The 20702-nt window shown below is 59.6% G+C and carries 18 protein-coding genes and 1 tRNA gene; 14 read left to right on the forward strand and 5 right to left on the reverse strand.

Annotation, left to right across the window (positions count from 1 at the left end; genetic code table 11):
- Nucleotides 1–26: 26 nt before the first annotated feature.
- The 4 genes from DW189_RS08845 (at nucleotide 27) to DW189_RS08860 (ending at nucleotide 5130) form a co-directional block, all read left to right on the forward strand.
- A complete protein-coding gene (locus tag DW189_RS08845; protein ID WP_032135425.1) occupies nucleotides 27–1562 on the forward strand; it encodes a RagB/SusD family nutrient uptake outer membrane protein in 1536 nt (511 codons plus the stop codon).
- Nucleotides 1563–1631: 69 nt separating this feature from the next.
- Nucleotides 1632–2549 carry a ribokinase gene (gene rbsK / locus DW189_RS08850; RefSeq protein WP_018696183.1) on the forward strand — a complete coding sequence of 306 codons (918 nt, stop codon included), beginning with the start codon at nucleotides 1632–1634 and terminating at the stop codon, nucleotides 2547–2549.
- Nucleotides 2550–2568: 19 nt separating this feature from the next.
- Nucleotides 2569–4101: an ADP-ribosylglycohydrolase family protein gene (locus tag DW189_RS08855; RefSeq protein WP_117507615.1), complete on the forward strand. Its 1533-nt coding sequence runs from the start codon at nucleotides 2569–2571 to the stop codon at nucleotides 4099–4101.
- Nucleotides 4102–4128: 27 nt separating this feature from the next.
- Nucleotides 4129–5130: a GRP family sugar transporter gene (locus DW189_RS08860; RefSeq protein ID WP_117507617.1), complete on the forward strand. Its 1002-nt coding sequence runs from the start codon at nucleotides 4129–4131 to the stop codon at nucleotides 5128–5130.
- A 129-nt stretch (nucleotides 5131–5259) separates the two neighbouring features.
- Here DW189_RS08860 and DW189_RS08865 read toward each other — a convergent pair whose 3' ends face one another.
- From DW189_RS08865 to DW189_RS08880, 4 genes are all read right to left on the reverse strand, one after another.
- Entirely contained in the window at nucleotides 5260–5706 is a 447-nt protein-coding gene (locus DW189_RS08865; protein ID WP_022333877.1) for a hypothetical protein, read from the reverse strand.
- 71 nt (nucleotides 5707–5777) lie between these two features.
- Nucleotides 5778–6737 carry an alpha/beta hydrolase gene (locus tag DW189_RS08870; RefSeq protein WP_117507619.1) on the reverse strand — a complete coding sequence of 320 codons (960 nt, stop codon included), beginning with the start codon at nucleotides 6735–6737 and terminating at the stop codon, nucleotides 5778–5780.
- Nucleotides 6738–6746: 9 nt separating this feature from the next.
- Nucleotides 6747–7115, reverse strand: coding sequence for a cupin domain-containing protein (locus DW189_RS08875; protein ID WP_117507621.1), 369 nt, complete (start codon nucleotides 7113–7115; stop codon nucleotides 6747–6749).
- The gene (locus tag DW189_RS08880; protein ID WP_117507623.1) at nucleotides 7112–8062 is read right to left on the reverse strand and encodes an NAD-dependent epimerase/dehydratase family protein; all 951 of its coding nucleotides are present in this window, start codon (nucleotides 8060–8062) and stop codon (nucleotides 7112–7114) included. Before DW189_RS08880 ends, DW189_RS08875 begins: the two co-directional genes overlap by 4 nt.
- Before the next feature lie 113 nt (nucleotides 8063–8175).
- Here DW189_RS08880 and DW189_RS08885 point away from each other — a divergent pair.
- The 8 genes from DW189_RS08885 (at nucleotide 8176) to DW189_RS08920 (ending at nucleotide 16502) form a co-directional block, all read left to right on the forward strand.
- Nucleotides 8176–8247, forward strand: a tRNA-Thr gene (locus DW189_RS08885).
- A gap of 156 nt (nucleotides 8248–8403) precedes the next feature.
- Nucleotides 8404–8769 carry an Arm DNA-binding domain-containing protein gene (locus DW189_RS08890; protein ID WP_117507625.1) on the forward strand — a complete coding sequence of 122 codons (366 nt, stop codon included), beginning with the start codon at nucleotides 8404–8406 and terminating at the stop codon, nucleotides 8767–8769.
- Nucleotides 8770–9060: 291 nt separating this feature from the next.
- Nucleotides 9061–9837 (forward strand): lipopolysaccharide kinase InaA family protein, encoded by a 777-nt coding sequence (locus DW189_RS08895; RefSeq protein WP_117507627.1) that lies wholly within the window; start codon nucleotides 9061–9063, stop codon nucleotides 9835–9837.
- Nucleotides 9838–10053: 216 nt separating this feature from the next.
- Nucleotides 10054–10899: a prephenate dehydratase gene (locus tag DW189_RS08900; RefSeq protein ID WP_117507629.1), complete on the forward strand. Its 846-nt coding sequence runs from the start codon at nucleotides 10054–10056 to the stop codon at nucleotides 10897–10899.
- Between the two features lie 36 nt (nucleotides 10900–10935).
- Nucleotides 10936–12000 (forward strand): bifunctional 3-deoxy-7-phosphoheptulonate synthase/chorismate mutase type II, encoded by a 1065-nt coding sequence (locus DW189_RS08905; protein WP_117507631.1) that lies wholly within the window; start codon nucleotides 10936–10938, stop codon nucleotides 11998–12000.
- Between the two features lie 93 nt (nucleotides 12001–12093).
- Entirely contained in the window at nucleotides 12094–12774 is a 681-nt protein-coding gene (locus tag DW189_RS08910) for a response regulator transcription factor (protein WP_018696193.1), read from the forward strand.
- The gene (locus DW189_RS08915) at nucleotides 12752–14200 is read left to right on the forward strand and encodes an ATP-binding protein (RefSeq protein ID WP_117507632.1); all 1449 of its coding nucleotides are present in this window, start codon (nucleotides 12752–12754) and stop codon (nucleotides 14198–14200) included. The genes DW189_RS08910 and DW189_RS08915 overlap by 23 nt, the downstream gene beginning before the upstream one ends.
- Nucleotides 14201–14279: 79 nt before the next feature.
- Nucleotides 14280–16502, forward strand: coding sequence for an inorganic phosphate transporter (locus DW189_RS08920; protein WP_018696195.1), 2223 nt, complete (start codon nucleotides 14280–14282; stop codon nucleotides 16500–16502).
- 432 nt (nucleotides 16503–16934) lie between these two features.
- On the opposite strand, the gene DW189_RS08925 is transcribed toward DW189_RS08920, so the two are convergent.
- A complete protein-coding gene (locus DW189_RS08925; RefSeq protein WP_117507633.1) occupies nucleotides 16935–17327 on the reverse strand; it encodes a DUF2721 domain-containing protein in 393 nt (130 codons plus the stop codon).
- A 197-nt stretch (nucleotides 17328–17524) separates the two neighbouring features.
- Between DW189_RS08925 and pflB the strand changes: the two genes are divergently transcribed.
- Both pflB and pflA read left to right on the forward strand, forming a co-directional pair.
- Nucleotides 17525–19753, forward strand: a complete 2229-nt coding sequence (gene pflB, locus DW189_RS08930; RefSeq protein WP_032135439.1) for a formate C-acetyltransferase — start codon at nucleotides 17525–17527, stop codon at nucleotides 19751–19753.
- A gap of 165 nt (nucleotides 19754–19918) precedes the next feature.
- The gene (gene pflA / locus DW189_RS08935) at nucleotides 19919–20644 is read left to right on the forward strand and encodes a pyruvate formate-lyase-activating protein (RefSeq protein WP_153918885.1); all 726 of its coding nucleotides are present in this window, start codon (nucleotides 19919–19921) and stop codon (nucleotides 20642–20644) included.
- Nucleotides 20645–20702: the final 58 nt, after the last annotated feature.

A 20702-nucleotide genomic window follows, 5' to 3' on the forward strand; every position in this document is an offset into this window, starting at 1 on the left:
TCATCCGACCAACAAACGAACCTATTATGAAAAAGATAGTATCAATCCTGTCCACGATATTCCTGCTAAGTGCAACACTGAGTTCCTGCACCGACCTGGAAGAGAATCCCTACTCCTCGATCCCGTCCGACGAATTCTTCAACAACGAAGAAGAATTCCTGATGAGCGCCGGGCGTATTTACGCTTATCTGGTACGCTATACCTGCTACCGCTGTATCTGGGGCACGATTTCCGTATCGACGGACGAGGCGGTCAGTCCCCTGCGCGAAGGAAACCAGTGGGTCGACGACGGCGTATGGCGCGACATGCACGCACACACGTGGAATTCGCAGATGCAGGATCTGCAAACGATCTGGGAGTTCCTTTTCGGCGGCATTTCGCTCTGCAACCAGATACTCTATGAGTTCGACCAGTCGTCGGTCGATTTCGAGGCCAAACCCAGCCTGGTAGCCGAGGTGCTGGTCATGCGCGCATGGTTCTATCTGAATGCCATGGATCTGTTCGGCAATGTTCCCTTCACCACCGACTTCTCGGACACGAGCCTGCCCAGGCAGGTGGATCGCAAGTTCCTCTTCTCGTTCATCGAACAGCAGATCAAGGATAACGTCGGCCTGTTGCAGGACGTGCCTACCGCCTCGAACTACGGCCGCGTAACCAAGGCGATGGCTTACACCACGCTCGCCAAACTGTACATCAATGCGCAGGAGTGGATCGGCGAGGCCAAATGGGACGAAACCATCGCTGCCTGCGACCAGGTGATCGGGTTCGGGAAACTGGAGATAGAACCCGACTACTTCACGAACTTCAAGGTGGACAACACTTCGTCGAAGGAGAATATATTCGTCATCCTCTACGACAAGGTTTACACGTCGCAAAACTGGTGGCACGTCTTCCGGTTCCACCAGCTGACGCTCAACAGCCTCTCGCAACAGACCTACGGCATCCTCGACTTTTGCTGGAACGGTTTCGCCGCAACCGAATCGTTCTACAACAAGTACGATCCGAAAGACATCCGGCGCAGGCAATGGCTCGCGGGCCCCCAGTACGACATGTCGGGCAATCCCCTCCTGATGCAGAACGGGGAGCAGCTCGACTACACGCCGCATATCACCTCGCTGTTCGACTTCTCGAACCCGGCAAAATCGAACGAAGGCGTCCGCTCGGCCAAATACGAATATGCGAACGGGCTGCAGGGCGAATGCATGGACAACGACTATGTGGTCTACCGTTATGCCGACGTGCTGATGATGAAGGGCGAGGCGCTCGTGCGCCAGGGGCATGCCGATCTGGCCGTTCCCCTTTTCAACGAGGTTCGCCGCCGCACGGGGCTGGAAGACTACAAGGCCGCCGATCTGACACTCGATGAAATTTACGACGAACGGGGCCGGGAATTTGCATGGGAAGGATTACGTCGCCAGGATATGATCCGGTTCGGCAAGTGGAGCGAAGCACGCGACCTGAAACCGGCCGTCAGCCCGGCATACACGAAACTTTACCCTATTCCGGCCAACATCCGCAAGACCAACACGAACCTCAAACAAAACGACGGATATACCGATTGAACACCACCCCGCCCTGCCGGTTTGTAGGAACCGGCAGGGCGGGATAAACAGCCACACAGAAAAAACACCATGTCAGAATCAAAAATTCTCGTAATCGGCAGTTCGAACACCGATATGGTCATCTGCACCGGACACTTACCCCTTCCCGGCGAGACGGTCATCGGGGGCACCTTCTTCATGAACCCGGGCGGCAAAGGCGCCAACCAGGCCGTCACAGTGGCGCGTCTGGGCGGAAGGGTCTCCTTCATCTGCAAAACAGGCAGCGACATCTTCGGACACCAAGCCAACCAGTTGTTCAATGAAGAAGGGATCGACACTTCGTATGTATTTTCCGACACGAAAAACCCGTCGGGCGTGGCTTTGATTACCGTAGATACCGACGCTGAGAACTGCATCGTCGTCGCACCCGGAGCCAACGCACATCTCACCCCGAACGACCTCAAACGGTCGGCCGAGGCGGTCGAAGCGGCCGATATCATCCTGTTGCAACTCGAAATCCCGATGCAAACCGTGGAAGCCGCAGCCGCCATGGCATACCGGCTGGGCAAGAAGGTCGTCCTGAACCCGGCCCCGGCCTCGAAGCTCTCCGCCGGACTGCTCGAAACGCTGTACGCGATCACCCCGAATGAAACCGAAGCCGAAGCCATTTCCGGAATCCGCATCACCGATGAACACACGGCCGAAGAAGCCGCCCGTAAAATCGCGTCGATGGGCGTGTGCAACGTCATCATCACGCTCGGAGCCAAAGGGGCCCTGGTCTTCGACGGGGAACACTGCGAAGTCGTCCCGGCATATAAGATACAGGCTGTCGACACGACCGCCGCGGGCGATGTGTTCAACGGGGCGCTGGTCGTAGCCCTCTCCGAGGGGCGGACACTTCCCGAAGCCGTGCGTTTCGCCTGTAAAGCCTCGGCCATATCGGTGACACGCCCGGGTGCGCAAAATTCCGTACCTTACCGTACCGAAGTCGACGTATTCAACCTATAACGCTAAAACAGACCCGACCATGAAAAAAACCTTTTTGTTACTCTGCACGGCCGCGACCATCGTCTCGTGCAATGCCCGCCCGGCGCCCCGCGAGCTCCCGGAACAGGTCACCCTCACCAAAGAACGGCTGCTCGACAAAATCAAGGGCGGCTGGGCCGGCCAGACTATCGGATGCACCTACGGCGGCCCGACGGAATTCAAATTCAACGGCACGATGATCCAGGAATACACCCCGATCCCGTGGCCGGAACACTACATCAAATGGTGGTATGAAAACACCCCGGGACTCTACGACGACGTATACATGGATCTGACGTTCGTCGAAGTTTTCGACCGCCTGGGCATCGACGCCCCGGTGGATTCGCTCGCCGCAGCCTTCGCCAATGCCGGCTACGTACTGTGGCACGCCAACCAGGCCGCACGCTACAACATCCTCAACGGCATCCGCCCGCCCGAATCGGGGCACTGGATCAACAACCCCCATGCCGACGACCTCGACTTCCAGATCGAAGCCGATTTTGCGGGGCTCATGTCCCCGGGCATGCCCAACGCGGCCTCGGAGTTCTGCGACCGCGTGGGACACATCATGAACTACGGCGACGGCTGGTACGGCGGAGTTTACGTGGCAGCGATGTATTCGCTTTCGTTCGTCTCGGACGACATCGGATTCATCGTCGAGGAAGCCTTGAAAACCATCCCCGAACAGAGCCGCTATTACCGGTGCATGAAAGACGTCATCGCCTGGCACAAGCAGTATCCCGGCGACTGGAAACGCACCTGGTTCGAATGCGAAAAGAAATGGAGCTCGGATATCGGCTGCCCGGACGGCGTATTCGTGCCGTTCAACATCGACGCCGTGATCAACAGCGCCTACATCCTTATCGGCCTGCTTTACGGCGAGGGCGACTTCTCGAAGACACTCGATATCGCCACCCGCTGCGGACAGGATTCGGATTGCAACCCGGCATCGGCCGGCGGTATCCTGGGCGCAATGCTCGGGTACGGCAACATCCCGGAAAAATGGATGCGCAACCTGCGTGAAGTGGAAGATATGGACTTTGCCTATACCGACATCTCGCTCAACCGCACCTACGAAATGAGTTTCTGTCAGACTTTGGAAGTGATCCGCCGCAACGGCGGTTCCGTAGGTGAAACCGACGTGACCATCGCATGCCAGCAACCCGTACCCGTCCGTTTCGAACAGTCGTTCGAAGGGCATTATCCGACCGAACGCCGTTCGATACACAAATCGCTTCCCGAAGCCGGCGGAATCGAATTCGACGGCATCGGAGCGGTATTGACGGGCGCCCTGCGCTGCCCCGACGAGTCGTACGTGGCCGAAGTAACCTTCTCGATCGACGGGCAACCGGTCGAACGCGTCAAACTCCCCGCCCGCTACCGCACGCGCCGGCATGAACTTTTCTGGCGCTACCAACTCCCGTCCGGCACCCACCGTATCACGGCCGAATGGCATAACCCGCGCAAGGATGCATCGTTGCAGATCCGCGACCTGCTGGTCTACGACAAAGCACCGCGCCCGTCCGGAATTTAATCCAAAACCTGTAAAATACGGCACATTATGTTCATCGTTCAAAGTTATCCCCTGGCAATCGCCTTTTGCTTCATCACCATGCTGTGCTGGGGCTCCTGGGGCAACACCCAGAAACTGGCGGCCCGCACGTGGCGCTATGAACTCTTCTATTGGGACTACGTGGTCGGTGTCCTGCTCTTCTCCTTGCTGTCGGCCTTCACGCTGGGCAGTTTCGGCGCCGAAGGGCGCGGTTTCCTCGCAGACCTGGCACAGGCAGACGCAGGCAGCCTCTTCTCGGCATTCATGGGCGGCGTGATATTCAACGCATCGAACATCCTGCTCTCGGCAGCCATCGCCCTCTGCGGCATGTCGGTAGCTTTTCCCGTGGGTGTAGGGCTCGCACTGGTACTGGGCGTAGTGATAAATTATTTCAGCGCGGCCAAAGGCGACCCGACCTTCATTTTCCTCGGGGTACTGCTCATCGCCGCAGCGATCGTCATGAACGGATTCGCCTACAAGAAAGCCCAGACCGAAAAACGCAAACTCACGACAAAAGGCATTCTCATTTCGGTTGCGGCCGGCATCATCATGGCATTCTTCTACCGGTTCGTGGCCGCTTCCATGGATCTGAACGATTTTGCCGCCCCGGCAGCCGGCAAAATGACACCCTATACGGCCGTATTCATCTTCGCTGTCGGGGTTTTCATCAGCAATTTCCTGTTCAACACCGTCGCGATGAAACGTCCGGTGGACGGTGAACCCGTGCGGATCGCCGACTATTTCAAAGGCGGCTTCAAAACCCACATGGTCGGCGTGCTGGGCGGTATGATCTGGTGCCTGGGAGAATCGTTCAGCATGATCGCCTCGGGCAAAGCCGGGGCGGCAATCTCCTACGGCCTGGGACAGGGGGCGACACTCGTTTCGGCACTTTGGGGAATACTGATCTGGAAAGAATTCAAGGGGGCACCCAAAATCTCCCACAGGCTCAACCTGGGAATGTTCCTGCTGTTCCTCACCGGGCTCGGGATGCTGATCTATGCGGGCGCATAGGCGACTGAATACCCTATTAAAAAATCCCGAAGCATTGGCTTCGGGATTTTTTATTCTGGGCAGCAACCATCCCCGCACCCAACGCCCGGGCACCGGATGCGGCCTGGAGTAGCCAGGCGCCGCAATGAGCTACCCGACAATGATCCGGAAGCGGCATTCTCTGCCGCCCGACAACACGGTCTCGAGCTCTTCCACCCGGATGTCCTTGCCGGGCAACAGCTCCTCCATGACATAGAGGATGCTCTGGCGGGAGCATTCGCAATGGGCCGGAGAGTCCACGAACCCGGCGTCGACCTGCGGGCAGAGGCACCGGGGATACCCGACCTCGTAAACCCGCCCCGGCTCGATGATGTCCGCAAAAAAATACTCCGAGCGGCCGTATTTCGTATACTGCCGGTCGAGATCGCGGCCGCATTCTTCGAATTGCCTGCGGAGCTCCCTCAGGACGTCGTCCTTCACACAATCGACGGCACACGGCCGGTAAAGCGCCCCGCGCACATCGGCCGGGAGTTTAGCGACGCCTTCCTCCAAAATCCGGTAGAAGGACTTGACCCGCTGTTGATTATCGTTTTCCATAGTTTATTTCTATTATCCGAAGGGCATACTCCGAACCGGCAGAAGCGCCCGGAAACCGCCCCGGGCCCTTTTCAAGCGGGCCCGATATATTTCCCGACGAACTCCCCGACGCGGCGCGTGTATTCCTCCCGGTTGTCGCGGTACGAAGCGGCATGTCCGGCACCCGGCACGAGCCACAGCTCCTTGTCGCCCGGCTTCGCCTCGAAAAGCGGACGAACCATCCAGGTAGGGACGTAGTCGTCGGCATCGCCGTGGATGAAGAGCATCGGCAGGCGGCATTTCGCGACCTGCGCCAGCGCAGAAGCCTCGCGGAAATTCCACCCATATTTCAGGTCGCACAGCCAGCTGGCCGTATACAGCAGCGGGAATGCCGGCAGCCCGAACGACGACTTCAGTTCCTTGGAGAACTCGTCCCAGACGCTTGTATAGCCGCAATCCTCGACAAAACACCGAACGTAAGGTCGTTGGGGTTCGCCCGAGGCCATCATCGTCGTGGCAGCTCCCATCGAGATGCCATGCACGACCATCCGCGTGTCGCCGCCGAAAATCCCGTCGGCAACCTCCATCCAGCGCAGCAGATCGAAGCGGTCGAGCCACCCCATGCGGATCGCCCGCCCTTCGCTCTGTCCGTGGTAATACAGATCCGGCAGCAGGATGTTATACCCCAGGTCATGGTTATAGAGGTAACCGATCATCAGCATCCGCACGGCGCAGTCCGTATAACCGTGGACGATGACCGCCGTCCGGTCGGTCGGCACGGGAGCCGCCGCGTAGAGGGCGTGCAGCCGGACACCCTGCGGATCGGCGATCACGGTGTCGCGCAACGCCCCGGCCGTCTGCAAACTGTCCACCCACGGGCGCAGGAATGGGTATTCGGCATACATGTATTCATAGGCCGTGGCATTCTTTTCCCGCATCCTGGTGTCGGGACGCAGCGAGAACGCGAGCATATAGAAACTCCCGCCGATAACCGCAGCTACCAGCAACAGGATAAAACCGGTAATGATTCGCGCAATTCGTCTCGTCGTCATAACTTCTGGTTATAGGTCTGCACGCTCGGAAAGCGACATGCCCTGTGTTCCGGCATAAAACATCACCAGCTCCAGCTCCCCGTCGCCCCGGTTCTCGCCGTAATGGCGCGTACCGACCAGCTCCACGATGCCCTCTCCGGCCCGGAACATCCGTTGGGCACCGGTTTCGGCAATGACGGTCGGCTCGCCCCGCAGGATCACCCCCGCATTGACCAGGGCGTGCGTATGCATCGCCAGCGTAGTATGCGGCGGCACCGTTGCCCGGAGTATCGTCACCCGCGGCGCACCCCGCGGATAGGAGGGCAGCGGCGCCCCGTCCCAACTGGCCGCGGTTTCGACGACACGGGATATGGCAACGCCATCGTCCCCCGGATTCACTTCGCGGCGACTTTGGCACGGATATGCTCCAGCATATCGTCCGTCATGCGCGAGAGATCCCATTCGGGTTTCCACCCCCACTCCTCGCGGGCGCAGGTATCGTCGAGCGAGTTGGGCCAGCTCTCGGCGATCTCCTTCTTCACGGGGTCGACGTCGTAGTCCATCGTGAAGCCGGGCATCCGCTTTTGGATTTCGGCGCAGATAATCTCCGGGGTGAAACTCATCGACGCGATATTGAAGCTGTTGCGGTGCACGAGCTTCGCGGGGTCGGCCTCCATCAGTTCGACGCAGGCACGCAGCGCATCGGGCATGTAGATCATGTCCATATAGACGTCCGACGGTACGGGGCAGGTGAACCGGCCCGACCGGATCGCCTCATAGTAGATCTCGACGGCGTAGTCGGTCGTACCGCCGCCCGGCAGCGTGACGTTCGAGATAATGCCCGGAAAACGCACCGAACGGGTATCCACACCGTACTTATGGTGGTAGTAATTCCCCAGCATCTCGCCCGTGACCTTACAGATGCCGTAGATGGTCGTGGGCTGCATGATCGTGTCCTGCGGGGTCTTGTCCTTGGGGGACGAGGGCCCGAAGGCGCCGATCGAACTGGGCGTGAAGAGGGCGCAATGGTGCTGGCGCGCCACCTCGAGCGAATTGTTGAGCGCCCCCATATTGACGTTCCAGGCCATCTGCGGATTACGTTCGCCCACAGCCGAGAGCAAAGCGACCAGGTTGAAGATCGTATCGATGTGGTAACGCGCCACGACCGACGCCATCGCCGTCGCATCGAGCGCATTGAGCACTTCGAAAGGGCCGGCCTCGCCGAGGGCCTTGCATTCGCGCATGTCGGTAGCCACGACATTGTGGTCGCCGTAAATTTTGCGCAGATAGACTGTCAGCTCGGAACCAATCTGGCCTCCGGCACCTACTATTAGTATACGTTTCATGTGCATGGGTTATAATTCAAAAGTAAAGATAGAAAATAATTATGAATTATTCACAATTTTTTGGTCTTTTCATTTTTCTTATGTACTTTTGCACCACTCGAACGGGAAATGTTGCTGTTGTAGCTCAGTGGTAGAGCACTTCCTTGGTAAGGAAGAGGTCACGAGTTCAATCCTCGTCAACAGCTCTCGAAATCAAGCGGTTGCCAAAACAAGGCAGCCGCTTTTTTCGTGCATATACGGCAAAAAAGGCATGATTCGGAGCGGTTTTTCACCCGAATTTTTACCCGAATCCGACGGGTAAACGGCGAAATAGAAACGCGCGCTGCAAATAACGTAAAGCCATGAATATCACCGTTAACGTTGTTTGTCGCAAGGATAAGGCAAACAAAAACGGAACTACTCCCATCCATCTGCGATTTACCCGAGGCTCGAAAATTCGCTGTGTCAGCACCGGAACAGCAATCGTTCCTACGGCTTGGGATGCCCAAAACCGCAGTATCATCATTCAGAACGAGGAGCCGCAGGAAATCCAGTACCGCATCGACAGCCTGCTTGCAGAATACCACAAACGCCTGAAACGACTTGAGATTTTGGAAGCAGACATCACGCTCGATAATCTTCTCGAAACAAACGGGCGGAAAAACGACGGTACGACAGCCGAATATTTTGCACAAGCGATAACCCGGCAACAAGAACGGGCAAGATAAGCACAGCCACCAAATACCGTTTCACACTGGTATCATTGCAGAAAGTCCTGCCCCTACTCAAATTCGACGAACTGACACTTTCGCACCTGCATAATCCGGAGCAAAAGCTCCACGAAACGGACTGTTCCGCTAACAGCACAGCGGCAAAGATTAGCGTATTGAAAGTCGTTTACAAACGACAAAACCGACAACCGGCAGGCCCTTTTCCATCTATTTCACCAATATTATTCCCAAACAGAACTATGCGGAAACCGTGTTTGCCGTAACTTTGTGTTGTAAACGGACTCACATATGAAAATAACGATCAACCCCGCAATACGGCATGTGCAGCCATTCATCGAGCGGCTCCCGGAGGTTTTTCCCGTCTCGGGCGAAGTGCTCCACGAAGGGCGCAACCAGATACGGGCTTTCGACATCGGGGGCGAAAGCCTGGTCGTCAAACGCTACAAACGCCCCCATCTGTTCAACAGGGTCATGTATTCGTTCTTCCGCAAGAACAAGGCCCGCCGCGCCTACGAGCACGCTTTGCGCCTGCGCGGGATGGGTTTCGACACCCCGGAACCGGTGGCATGGAGCGAATACCGCAAGGACGGCCTGATCGCCGACACCTATTTCGTCTCCCGCCGGTCGGAGCTCACCCCGCTCCCGCAGACCATGCGACGCTTCCCGGCGCCGGACACGCTGCCCGTGCTCGAAGCCTTCGCCCGCTTCACCGTCCGCCTCCATGAGCAAGGAATCTGCCACGAGGATTTCAACCAGACCAACATCCTCTGGGAATACGACGGCGCGGCAGGCAACTACCGCTTCCAGCTGATCGACATCAACCGCATGAGATTCCACGCACGGCCGCTGCGCCCCGACGAATGCATGATCAACCTGCGGCGGCTGAGCTGCCCGGCCGTCCCGTTCCTGTACATATTGGATCGCTATGCCGACATACGCGGGTGGGACATCAACGACACGCTGCTGCGGGGGACTTTCTTCCGCCTGCTCTTCGGCCGCCGGCAGCAGTTCAAAAAGCGGTTCCGGGAACGGAAATCGGCCGCCGCAGGCAAAAAACAGGGCTGAGAATTTGGATTCCGCAAATATTTTACTACATTTGTCGCTGTTAATCCCCACAAGAGATGAGACTTTACGGTTTTGCATATTACTTTTTTTACTTTTTCTTTTATAGCAGGAGGAAGAGCGGGGTTGTATGCAATTAGCTGTATGATACGATAGAGTGAAAACACGAAGGATCCCGTTCTGCAAAGAGCGGGATTTTTTAATGCCTAAAATTCGATTATGAAACGCATCACCATACAGGGACAACCCGGATGTTTCCACGAGACCGCAGCCCGGTGCAGTTTCCCCGGCGAGCAGGTCGAAATCCTGCCCTGCGACAGCTTCGACCAGCAATTCGCCCGCATGGCCGCCGACCCGACGCTGCTGGGCATCGCGGCCATCGAGAACACCATCGCCGGCAGCCTGCTTCCCAACCACGAGCTGCTGCGGCGCAGTTCGCTGGCCGTCATCGGAGAATACAAACTCCGCATCTCGCACGTACTGGCGGCACTGCCGGGGGAGGCGCCCTGCGACATCGGCGAGGTACACTCGCACCCGATCGCCCTGATGCAGTGCGGCGACTACCTGAAAGCCCATCCGGCGATGAAAGTCGTCGAACGCGACGACACGGCGGGCAGCGCCCGCGAAATCGCCGAGCAACGGCTCCGCGGCACGGCCGCCATCTGCGGCGCCGGGGCGGCGGAGCTCTACGGGCTCAAAATCCTGGAACGGGGCATCGAGACTAACAAACACAACTTCACGCGTTTCCTCCTGCTGGCCGACCGCAGCCGCGCCGCAGGGTTCACCGACCCGGCGCGCACGAACAAGGCATCGCTGGTCTTCTCGCTGCCCCACACCCAGGGAAGTCTCTCCAAGGTGCTCACCCTGCTCTCTTTTTACGAAATCAACCTCTCGAAAATACAGTCGCTGCCGATCATCGGCCGCGAGTGGGAATACCGCTTCTACGTGGATGTCACCTTCGACGACCCGGTGCGTTACCGGCAGGCCATCGAAGCGGCGAGGCCGTTGACAAGCGACTTCCGCATCCTGGGCGAATACGCCGAATGTCCCAACCCGGCAATCTGACAAGGAACAAACGATAAAAACGAAAAACATAAAACCATGAACGACTTACAACCCATCAATCTCCCGGGGCTCGACCCCCGCCGGCCGCTGGTCATCGCGGGGCCGTGCAGCGCCGAAACCGAAGAACAGGTAATCGAAACAGCCCGCGAACTGGCCGCGGAAGGCTTCAAGCTATTCCGCGCCGGACTGTGGAAACCGCGCACCAAACCGGGCGGGTTCGAGGGCGTAGGCGTCGACGGCATAGCCTGGCTGCAACGCGTAAAACGCGAAACGGGGATGTACACAGCCACGGAGGTCGCTACGCGCAAGCACGTCCTGGCGGCGTTAGAAGGCGGCATCGACATGATCTGGATCGGGGCCCGCACGACAGCTAACCCGTTCGCCATGCAGGAGATCGCCGACGCGCTGCGCGGGCACGATATCCCGGTGCTGGTGAAAAACCCCGTGAGTCCCGACCTCGAATTGTGGATCGGCGGCGTGGAACGCATCTACAACGCCGGCATCCGCCGCCTGGGTGTCATCCACCGCGGGTTCACGTCGATCGACAAAAGCCTCTACCGCAACCACCCGATGTGGTCGATCCCCATCGAGCTGCACCGCCGCCTCCCGGGGCTGCAGATATTCTGCGACCCGAGCCATATCGGCGGGCGCCGCGAGCTGATCGCCCCCCTCTCGCAGCAGGCCATGGATCTGGGGCTCGACGGACTGATCGTCGAGGCACACTGCTCGCCCGACTGCGCATGGAGCGACAAGGCACAGCAGGTGACGCCGCAGGGACTGGCCTACATCTGCCGCAACCTCGTGATCCGTGAAACCAACGCCACGACCGAAAGCCTGACCGAACTGCGGTCGCAAATCGACAAGCTGGACGACGAACTGCTCGAACTGCTCTCGCGGCGTATGCGCGTCTCGCGCGATATCGGGCAGTACAAGAAAGAGCACAACATGCCCGTGTTGCAGGCGCAGCGCTACGGGGAACTGCTGACCCGGCGGGCGGATCAGGCCGTCCGGATGGGTATGGACCGGGAATTCATGCGTTCCGTCCTGCAGGCCATCCACGAGGAGTCGATCCGGCAGCAGATGGCCGTGCTGGGTGAGTGAGAGTCTGTTACATTTCGGTTAAATATGCGGCACGGGAGGTGCAAAAAGCGGTTTGTTACGTACTTTTGAGCCGGATTCCAATCCGTAACAGTTATGACAAAGTACAAAATCCTGGTAGTCGACGACGAAGAATCGCTGTGTGAGATTCTGCAGTTCAACCTCGAGGTCGAGGGCTATGAGGTCGACGTGGCTTACAGCGCCGAACAGGCACTCGACATGCACCCCGAACGTTATTCGCTGATCCTGCTCGACGTCATGATGGGCGAAACGAGCGGATTCAAGATGGCGCGGCAGCTCAAGTCGCGCCCCGAGACTGCCGGTGTGCCGATCATTTTCTGCACGGCCAGGGACACCGAGGACGACACGGTGGCAGGACTCAACATCGGGGCCGACGACTACATCGCCAAGCCCTTTTCCATCCGCGAGGTGCTCGCACGCGTACGCAGCGTGCTGCGCCGCACGGCACAGCCGGCCGCCGAAGAGAAGGCCGTGGCGTTCGAAGGGCTGCGGATGGATCTCACGCGCAAGGTCTGCACGATCGACGGAGAGCCGCTGGCGCTGACCAAAAAAGAGTTTGAAATCCTGGCGCTGCTGCTCTCCTCACGCGGCAAGATCTTCTCGCGCGAAGAGATCCTGCGGCAGGTGTGGAGCGACGAGGTAATCGTGCTCGACCGCACCATCGACGTGAACATCACGCGCCTGCGCCGCAAGATCGGCCCTTATGGGGAACACATCGTAACACGCCTGGGCTATGGCTACGGTTTTGAGGAGTAGGTTTTCCTACCACAGGCGGCTGTTCCTGCTGCTGCTCGCCTTTTCGTGGGCGCTGGTAGCCTGCTTCGTCACCTTCCAGTACAGCCGCGAGAAGCGCTTCAAGGCCGAGCGGCTCGATGCCCGGCTGCAACTCTTCAACCTGCGGCTGCTCGACGCGCTCGGCGAGGGCACCGCACCCGGGGCATTCCTCGCCGGTCATCCCCTTCCTTACGGCGACCTGCGCGTAACGGTCATCGACGACGACGGGGGCGTCCTGTTCGACAACTCGGCCGACTCGCTGCCCGCAGCCAACCACCTCGGGCGCCCCGAAGTCATCGAGGCGCTCGCCCATGACACCGGTTACACCATCCACCGCCACTCGGAAAGCACCGACCGATACTATTTCTATTCGGCCATGAAGGGCGACGGGATCATCGTCCGCTCGGCCGTCCCTTACTCCGTTTCGCTGCGCGAAGTACTCGCGGCCGACTGGGAATTCCTGTGGTTCATGCTGGGCGTCACGCTGCTGATGAGCATTGCGGCTTACTTCACGACCCGCCGCCTGGGGCACAACATCACACGCCTGAACGAATTTGCCGAGCGCGCCGAGCGGGGCGAGCGGATCGACGAGCGGGAGACCTTCCCCCACGACGAGCTGGGCGACATCTCGAACCACATCATCCGCCTCTACGCCCGCCTGCAACGCACGACGGCCGACCGCGACCGGGAACATGCCCTGGCGCTGCACGAGGAGCAGGAGAAGATCCGTATCAAGAAACAACTCACCAACAACATCAACCACGAGCTGAAGACCCCCGTGGCCGCGATACAGGGTTATCTGGAAACGCTGCTGGCCAACCCCTGCCTGACGGCGGAGAAACGCACGGCGTTCCTCGAAAAGAGCTGTGCGCAGGTCGAACGGCTGCGGCACCTGCTCTCCGACGTCTCGACCATCACGCGCATGGACGAGGGCAGGGAGCTCATCGGCAAGGAACCCGTGGTGCTGAACGACCTGATCGACGAGGTCAGGGCCGACATGGAGCTGCGCCCCGAGGGGCAGCGGCTGCGCGTGAACTGCGATTTCCGAGGCCCGGTCGAGGTCGAGGGCAACCCCTCACTGCTGAGTTCCGTCTTCCGCAACCTGGCGGACAACGCCGCGGCCTACTCGGGCGGGCGCGACATCTTCATCCGCCTGCTTTCGGACACGGCAGAGGCATGCACGATACTTTTCGCCGACAACGGCATCGGCGTCGACGAAGAACACCTCCCGCACCTCTTCGAGCGGTTCTACCGTATCGACAAGGGGCGCTCGCGCAAGCTGGGCGGCACGGGACTCGGGCTTTCGATCGTCAAAAACGCCGTCGTGATCCACGGCGGGACGATCACCGTACGCAACGGCGAACGCGGCGGACTGGAATTCGTCTTCACCCTGCGCAAACATTCATAAGGGCGCAACCGGACTGTAACGTTTTTGTAATATTTGTTTCAGACCTTTACGGCGGAAAAATCCAGAAACAGAACAAACCATGAGTCCCCTATTCACTTGTATCGTAATCATCATGGGCCTGCTGGCCGTGATGGGCATCGTCGTGGGCGTGGCCAACGACGCGGTCAATTTCCTCAACTCGGCCCTGGGGTCGAAAGTCGCCCCGCGGCGCGTCATACTTTGGATCGCAGCCGCAGGCATCCTCGTCGGGACGCTCACGTCGAGCGGCATGATGGAGGTCGCCCGAAGCGGCGTATTCTACCCCGGGCAATTCTCCTTCCAGGAGATCATGATGCTCTTCCTGGGCATGATGCTCGGCAACATCCTGCTGTTAGACCTCTACAACACGCTCGGGCTGCCGACGTCGACCACCGTGTCGATGGTCTTCGGGTTGCTGGGCGCCGGGGTCGCGGCGGCGCTGTTCCATATTTGGGGCGACGCCGGGGCTTCCATAGCCGACCTTTCGCAATACATCAACACGGGCAAGGCCATGGCCATCATCGCGGCCATCCTGCTCTCCGTGGCGCTAGCATTCGCCGCCGGGTCGCTGTTCATGTACGTCTCGCGGCTGATCTTCTCGTTCCGCTTCGCACCGGTGTTCCGCCGCTGGGGAGCCGTATGGTGCGGCATCTCGCTGGCGGGCATCCTCTATTTCGCCCTGTTCAAGGGACTGAAAAGCTCGGGGCTGATCCCCACGTCGGTGGCGGACTACGTCGGGGAACACGTGCTGGTAACGCTGCTGGCATTCTGGGCCGCATCGTCGGTCGTGCTGTGGCTTTTCCAGCGCATGCGGCTCAACATCATGCGCATCACGATCCTTTCGGGCACCTTCGCGCTGGCGCTGGCATTCGCGGGGAACGACCTGGTGAACTTCATCGGTGTGCCGCTGGCCAGCTACGACGCATGGCAGATCGCCCGCGAAGCCGGCAGCGAGTCGATCATGATGGGCGAACTGGCCGAACCGGCACGCGCCAATTTCCTGCTGCTGCTGGCATCGGGGCTGGTGATGGTGCTGACACTGTTCTTCTCGAAGAAATCGCAGCATGTCACCGAGACCGAGCTGTCGCTCGCCTCGCAGCACGAGGGTGAAGAGCGCTTCGGCTCGACGTTCATTTCGCGCAGCCTGGTACGTGCCACACTGGTACTCAACACGATGTGGACGGGGCTGATCCCCGTCCGCATGCAGAAGGCCATCGACCGGAGGTTCGAGCCGCTGCCCGCAGAGGAGCGTTCGTCGGCACCGTACGACATGATCCGCGCCGTCGTGAACCTCACGGCCGCATCGATCCTGATCGCCATCGGCACTTCGTACCAGCTGCCGCTGTCGACGACCTATGTGGTATTCATGGTGGCCATGGGTTCGTCGCTGGCCGACCGCACCTGGGGACGCGAGAGCGCCGTATACCGCATTACGGGCGTGATGGCCGTCATCTCGGGCTGGTTCATCACGGCGCTCGGCGGATTCCTGATCGCCTTCGGCGTGACACTGCTCCTGCTGTGGGGCGGCTGGATCGCCGTGACGGTGCTCGTCGCACTCTGCGCATGGCTGCTGGTTCGCAGCCACCGCAACGTCGAGCAGATCAAGGCCGCCGAAACCAAAGAATTGCCCGTCGTCAAGGCCGAGACCCCGGACGAGGTGCTCTGCGTCTGCATCGGCGAGGTCTGCACGACGATGGAGCACGTGACGCGCATCTACAACCGTACGCTAGTGGCGGTATTCAAGGAGAACCGCAAGGTACTCAAAGAGATGGTACAGTCGTCGGACAAGCTCTTCGAAGAGGCGCGCGACCGCAAGTACGGCATCATGCCTACGCTGCGGCGCCTGCAACAGTGCGACATCGACACGGGACATTTCTACGTACAGGTGGTGGATTACCTCTCGGAGGTGACCAAGGCGCTGATCCACATAACACGCCCGGCATACGAGCACATCAACAACCACCACGAGGGGCTCACGAAGGAGCAGATCGTAGACCTGATGCGCGTGAACGACCAGGTGGAAGCGATCTTCGACAAGATCAACGACATGCTGCGCACCAAGGACTTCTCCGACCTGGACATGGTGCTGGAGATGCGCGACAAACTCTTCGACACGATCGTCGAGGCCATCAAGAGCCAGCTGCGCCGCATCAACGGCGACGAGACGGTGAGCACACGCGCCAGCGTCCTCTACCTGACGATCCTCAACGAAACCAAAACGATGATCCTGCAGGCCCGCAACCTGCTCAAGTCGCAGCATTATTTTTTGGAGCACAAAAAATAGCACGGGGCTCCTATACGAAATCCACCCGAACCCTCCTTTTCGAAGGAGGGTTTTTTGAACGCCCCGGCAAACGCAGCCGGAATACGACAGGCCGCCCCGCAAAAGCGGCACCCGCAAAAAGCGGCCGGCAATCCGTCCCGCCGGAGGATTTTCCCGGACAGGGCGGCATTTGTCGCCGGAACGTAACGGGGCCGTCATTCGCCCGTAACGACGGCCCCGTATCTTTGCAACGTGGGAACCGGAAGAAGGTTTCCAAGTTGGTTTTAGGTTACATAAGTAGGTTAGTGGGAGATGCAGTGACGGGATGTCGCGGCATCTTCGTTTTTTCAGGGATATGGCATGGGAAGCGGAACCGCCGCGGTCATAGGGACAATTCCCCGGTGTCTCCCTGTGGAAAGGGAGACCAGCGCGCAACCGGACAAGACCGGCGAATTATTTCTCCATGTCGTGCAGGTGGATCTCCAGCGCACGCACCGAAATCTGGATTTCCCAAATCGACACGCCGAGCGACCCGATCAGCAGCAACAGCGCCGCACCGAAGACATAGGCGGAAAGGAGGATCAGGCCGACGTAGAGAAAGAACATCGTCACCACGCACAGGAACAGGCTCGTGACACCCAGGATCTGCATCGTACGCGTGAGGTGCAGGCGGCGGCGCAGGTTGTCGATCTGCGCACGGGTGACTTTCGAGGGGTGTTGCAGGTGTTGTTCCTTGAGCGTGCGAACCAGCTGGGCATAAGAAAGAAACCGGTTGGTATAGGCCAGCAGGATCAGCGAAACGGCGGAGAACAGCAGCGCCGGGGTGGTAAGTGTCAGCTCTTCCATAACGGGGATATTTTACTCCCGCAAAACTACGCAATAATCCCGCCCCGTGCAAACCCGCGGGCGGAAGCTCCCTATTGTTAGGTATTTTTTAAGTTTTTTTAAGAAAATACTCCGAAGATTTCGGTATTGTGATAAAAATAACATACCTTTGTGGCTCCCAAATACGACAATTTTAATCTCATTTTGAATAACATTCTATGGAATTGAACAAAACCTTTATCGACGGGCTTTGGAGCAAGGAAATCAACGTCACGAGCTTCGTGCAGACGAACATCACCCCCTACCTGGGCGACGCCACTTTCCTGCAGGGCCCTACCGAACGTACCAAGCACATCTGGAACCTCTGCCTCAAGGCGCTCGAAGAGGAGCGGAACAACAACGGCGTCCGCTCGCTGGACAATGCCACCGTCTCGACCATCACCTCGCACAAGGCGGGTTATATCGACAGGGAACAGGAGCTGATCGTGGGCCTGCAGACCGACGAGCTACTCAAGCGGGCCATCAAGCCCTTCGGCGGCATCAACGTCGTATCGCGCGCCTGCAAGGAGAACGGCGTGGACGTGGACGAGAAGGTCAGGGATATTTTCACCCACTACCGCAAGACGCATAACGACGGCGTGTTCGACGTCTACACCGAGGAGATTCGCTCGTTCCGTTCGCTGGGCTTCCTGACGGGCCTGCCCGACAACTACGCCCGCGGCCGCATCATCGGCGACTACCGCCGCCTGGCGCTCTACGGCACCGACCGCCTGATCGAAGCCAAGCAGCAGGATTTGCGCAACCTGACCGGCCCGATGACCGACGCCCGCATCCGCCTGCGCGAAGAGGTCGCCGAGCAGATCAAGGCGCTGAAGGAGATCCGCACGATGGGCGAATACTACGGGCTCGACCTGAGCCGCCCGGCGCATTCGGCACAGGAGGCCGTGCAGTGGGTTTACATGGCTTACCTCGCAGCCGTGAAGGAACAGGACGGCGCCGCGATGTCGCTGGGCAACGTGTCGTCGTTCCTCGACATCTTCATCGAATACGACCTGGCGCACGGCAACATCGACGAGGTGTTCGCACAGGAGCTCATCGACCAGTTCGTCATCAAGCTGCGCATGGTACGCCACCTGAGGATGCAGTCCTACAACGACATCTTCGCCGGCGACCCGACGTGGGTGACCGAAGCCATCGGCGGGCGTTTCAACGACGGCCGCACGAAGGTAACCAAGACCTCGTTCCGTTTCCTGCAGACGCTCTACAACCTCGGCCCGTCGCCCGAGCCCAACCTCACGATCCTGTGGAGCCCCGACCTGCCGCAGGGATTCAAGGATTTCTGCGCCAAGGTTTCGGCCGACACCAGCTCGATCCAGTACGAGAACGACGAGCTGATGCGCGAAGTGCGCCATTCGGACGACTACGGCATCGCCTGCTGCGTATCGTACCAGGACATCGGCCGCCAGATCCAGTTCTTCGGCGCGCGCTGCAACCTGGCCAAGGCGCTGCTGCTGGCCATCAACGGCGGCCGCTGCGAGAATACCGGCACGCTGATGGTCAAGGGCATCCCCGCCCTTTCTGAGGGCCCGCTGCGCTTCGAGGAGGTGATGCGCAACTACAAGATGGTGCTGACCGAAATCGCCCGCGTCTACAACGAGGCGATGAACATCATCCATTACATGCACGACAAGTACTACTACGAGAAGGCGCAGATGGCCTTCGTCGACACCGACCCGCGCATCAACCTCGCCTACGGCGTAGCGGGGCTTTCGATCGCCCTCGACTCGCTCTCGGCCATCAAATATGCCAAGGTGACCACCCGCCGCAACGCCGAGGGGCTCAGCGAAGGCTTCGACATCCAGGGCGAATTCCCCTGCTTCGGCAACAACGACGACCGCGTAGACCACCTGGGCGTAGACCTCGTGTACTTCTTCAGCGAGGAGCTCAAGAAACTGCCCGTCTACAAGAACGCCCGCCCGACGCTTTCGCTGCTGACCATCACCTCGAACGTGATGTACGGCAAGAAAACCGGCGCGACGCCCGACGGACGCGCCAAGGGCGTGGCCTTCGCACCGGGTGCCAACCCGATGCACGGACGCGACAAGAGCGGTGCCATCGCCTCGCTCGCCTCGGTGGCCAAACTCCGTTACCGCGACTCGCAGGACGGCATCTCGAACACCTTCTCGATCGTCCCCAAATCGCTGGGCCCGACCGAAGAGGAGCGGATCGAGAACCTGGTGACGATGCTCGACGGTTACTTTACGAAGGGCGCACACCACCTGAACGTCAACGTGCTGAACCGCGCGATGCTCGAAGACGCCATGGAGCATCCCGAGAACTATCCGCAGCTGACGATCCGCGTATCGGGCTATGCCGTGAACTTCACCAAGCTGAGCCGCGAACACCAGTTGGAGGTCATCAGCCGCAGCTTTCACGAGAGGATGTAAATTTTCAGCCGCCACTGCCGCGCCACACCACGCCGGATTTCCGCCGCAGGCGGACACAAGCCCCTCCCAAGGGAGGGGTGCGGAGTGGGGTCGGATTTATAAATTGCGGCCTGCAGGCCGCAGATTACGCCGACCAACCGCGAGCAGGGCGACAATATTCAGATTATGCTTCGAATACATTCCTACGAATCGATGGGAACTTTCGACGGGCCGGGACTCCGGCTCGTCGTTTTCCTGCAAGGCTGCAATTTCCGCTGCCTCTACTGTGCCAACCCCGATACGATCGACGCCTGCGGGGGAAAGCCCACGCCTGCGGAAGAGATCCTACGCATGGCCACAGACCAGAAACCGTTCTTCGGACGGCGCGGCGGGGTGACCTTCTCGGGCGGCGAGCCGACGTTCCAGGCCACGGCGCTGGTGCCGCTCGTGCGGCAGCTGCACGGGGCGGGCATCCACGTCTGCCTCGACTCGAACGGCGGCGTCTGGAACCCGGCGGTCGAGGAGCTGCTGGGGCTGGTCGACCTGGTGCTGCTCGACGTCAAGCAGGCCGACCCGGAGCGCCACCGCACGCTCACGGGACGCGACAACGCGCAGACGCTGCGCACGGCGGCATGGCTCGAGGAACACGGCAAGCCGTTCTGGCTGCGCTACGTACTGGTACCGGGTTACAGCGACGCCGAGGCCGACATCCGCGCGCTGGGCGAACGGCTGGGCGGCTACAAACAGGTAGAGCGGGTAGAGATACTGCCCTACCACACGCTCGGCGTTCACAAATACGAAGCAATGGGCAAAGAGTACAGGCTCGCAGGCGTACAGGAGAACACCCCGGAACAGTCGGAACGTGCCGCGGCGCTTTTCCGCGAATATTTCCCGACGGTCGTCGTGAACTGACCGGCAGGCGGCACCGGGCGCGGCGAACCGTGCGTCCCGGCGCAAGGACAGCCGGGAG

Origin of the sequence: Alistipes sp. AM16-43, assembly GCF_003435745.1 — a bacterium.
GTDB classification, from domain to species: domain Bacteria; phylum Bacteroidota; class Bacteroidia; order Bacteroidales; family Rikenellaceae; genus Alistipes; species Alistipes onderdonkii.

Coding starts and splice junctions, on each gene's coding strand:
- DW189_RS08925 (WP_117507633.1), bottom strand. CDS start 17,327: ATGGAAGAGCTGACACTTACCACCCCGGCGCTGCTGTTCTCCGCCGTT.
- DW189_RS08890 (WP_117507625.1), top strand. CDS start 8,404: ATGAATATCACCGTTAACGTTGTTTGTCGCAAGGATAAGGCAAACAAA.
- DW189_RS08900 (WP_117507629.1), top strand. CDS start 10,054: ATGAAACGCATCACCATACAGGGACAACCCGGATGTTTCCACGAGACC.
- rbsK (WP_018696183.1), top strand. CDS start 1,632: ATGTCAGAATCAAAAATTCTCGTAATCGGCAGTTCGAACACCGATATG.
- DW189_RS08860 (WP_117507617.1), top strand. CDS start 4,129: ATGTTCATCGTTCAAAGTTATCCCCTGGCAATCGCCTTTTGCTTCATC.
- DW189_RS08845 (WP_032135425.1), top strand. CDS start 27: ATGAAAAAGATAGTATCAATCCTGTCCACGATATTCCTGCTAAGTGCA.
- DW189_RS08905 (WP_117507631.1), top strand. CDS start 10,936: ATGAACGACTTACAACCCATCAATCTCCCGGGGCTCGACCCCCGCCGG.
- pflB (WP_032135439.1), top strand. CDS start 17,525: ATGGAATTGAACAAAACCTTTATCGACGGGCTTTGGAGCAAGGAAATC.
- DW189_RS08915 (WP_117507632.1), top strand. CDS start 12,752: ATGGCTACGGTTTTGAGGAGTAGGTTTTCCTACCACAGGCGGCTGTTC.
- DW189_RS08910 (WP_018696193.1), top strand. CDS start 12,094: ATGACAAAGTACAAAATCCTGGTAGTCGACGACGAAGAATCGCTGTGT.
- DW189_RS08855 (WP_117507615.1), top strand. CDS start 2,569: ATGAAAAAAACCTTTTTGTTACTCTGCACGGCCGCGACCATCGTCTCG.
- DW189_RS08920 (WP_018696195.1), top strand. CDS start 14,280: ATGAGTCCCCTATTCACTTGTATCGTAATCATCATGGGCCTGCTGGCC.
- DW189_RS08880 (WP_117507623.1), bottom strand. CDS start 8,062: ATGAAACGTATACTAATAGTAGGTGCCGGAGGCCAGATTGGTTCCGAG.
- DW189_RS08865 (WP_022333877.1), bottom strand. CDS start 5,706: ATGGAAAACGATAATCAACAGCGGGTCAAGTCCTTCTACCGGATTTTG.
- DW189_RS08870 (WP_117507619.1), bottom strand. CDS start 6,737: ATGACGACGAGACGAATTGCGCGAATCATTACCGGTTTTATCCTGTTG.
- DW189_RS08895 (WP_117507627.1), top strand. CDS start 9,061: ATGAAAATAACGATCAACCCCGCAATACGGCATGTGCAGCCATTCATC.
- pflA (WP_153918885.1), top strand. CDS start 19,919: ATGCTTCGAATACATTCCTACGAATCGATGGGAACTTTCGACGGGCCG.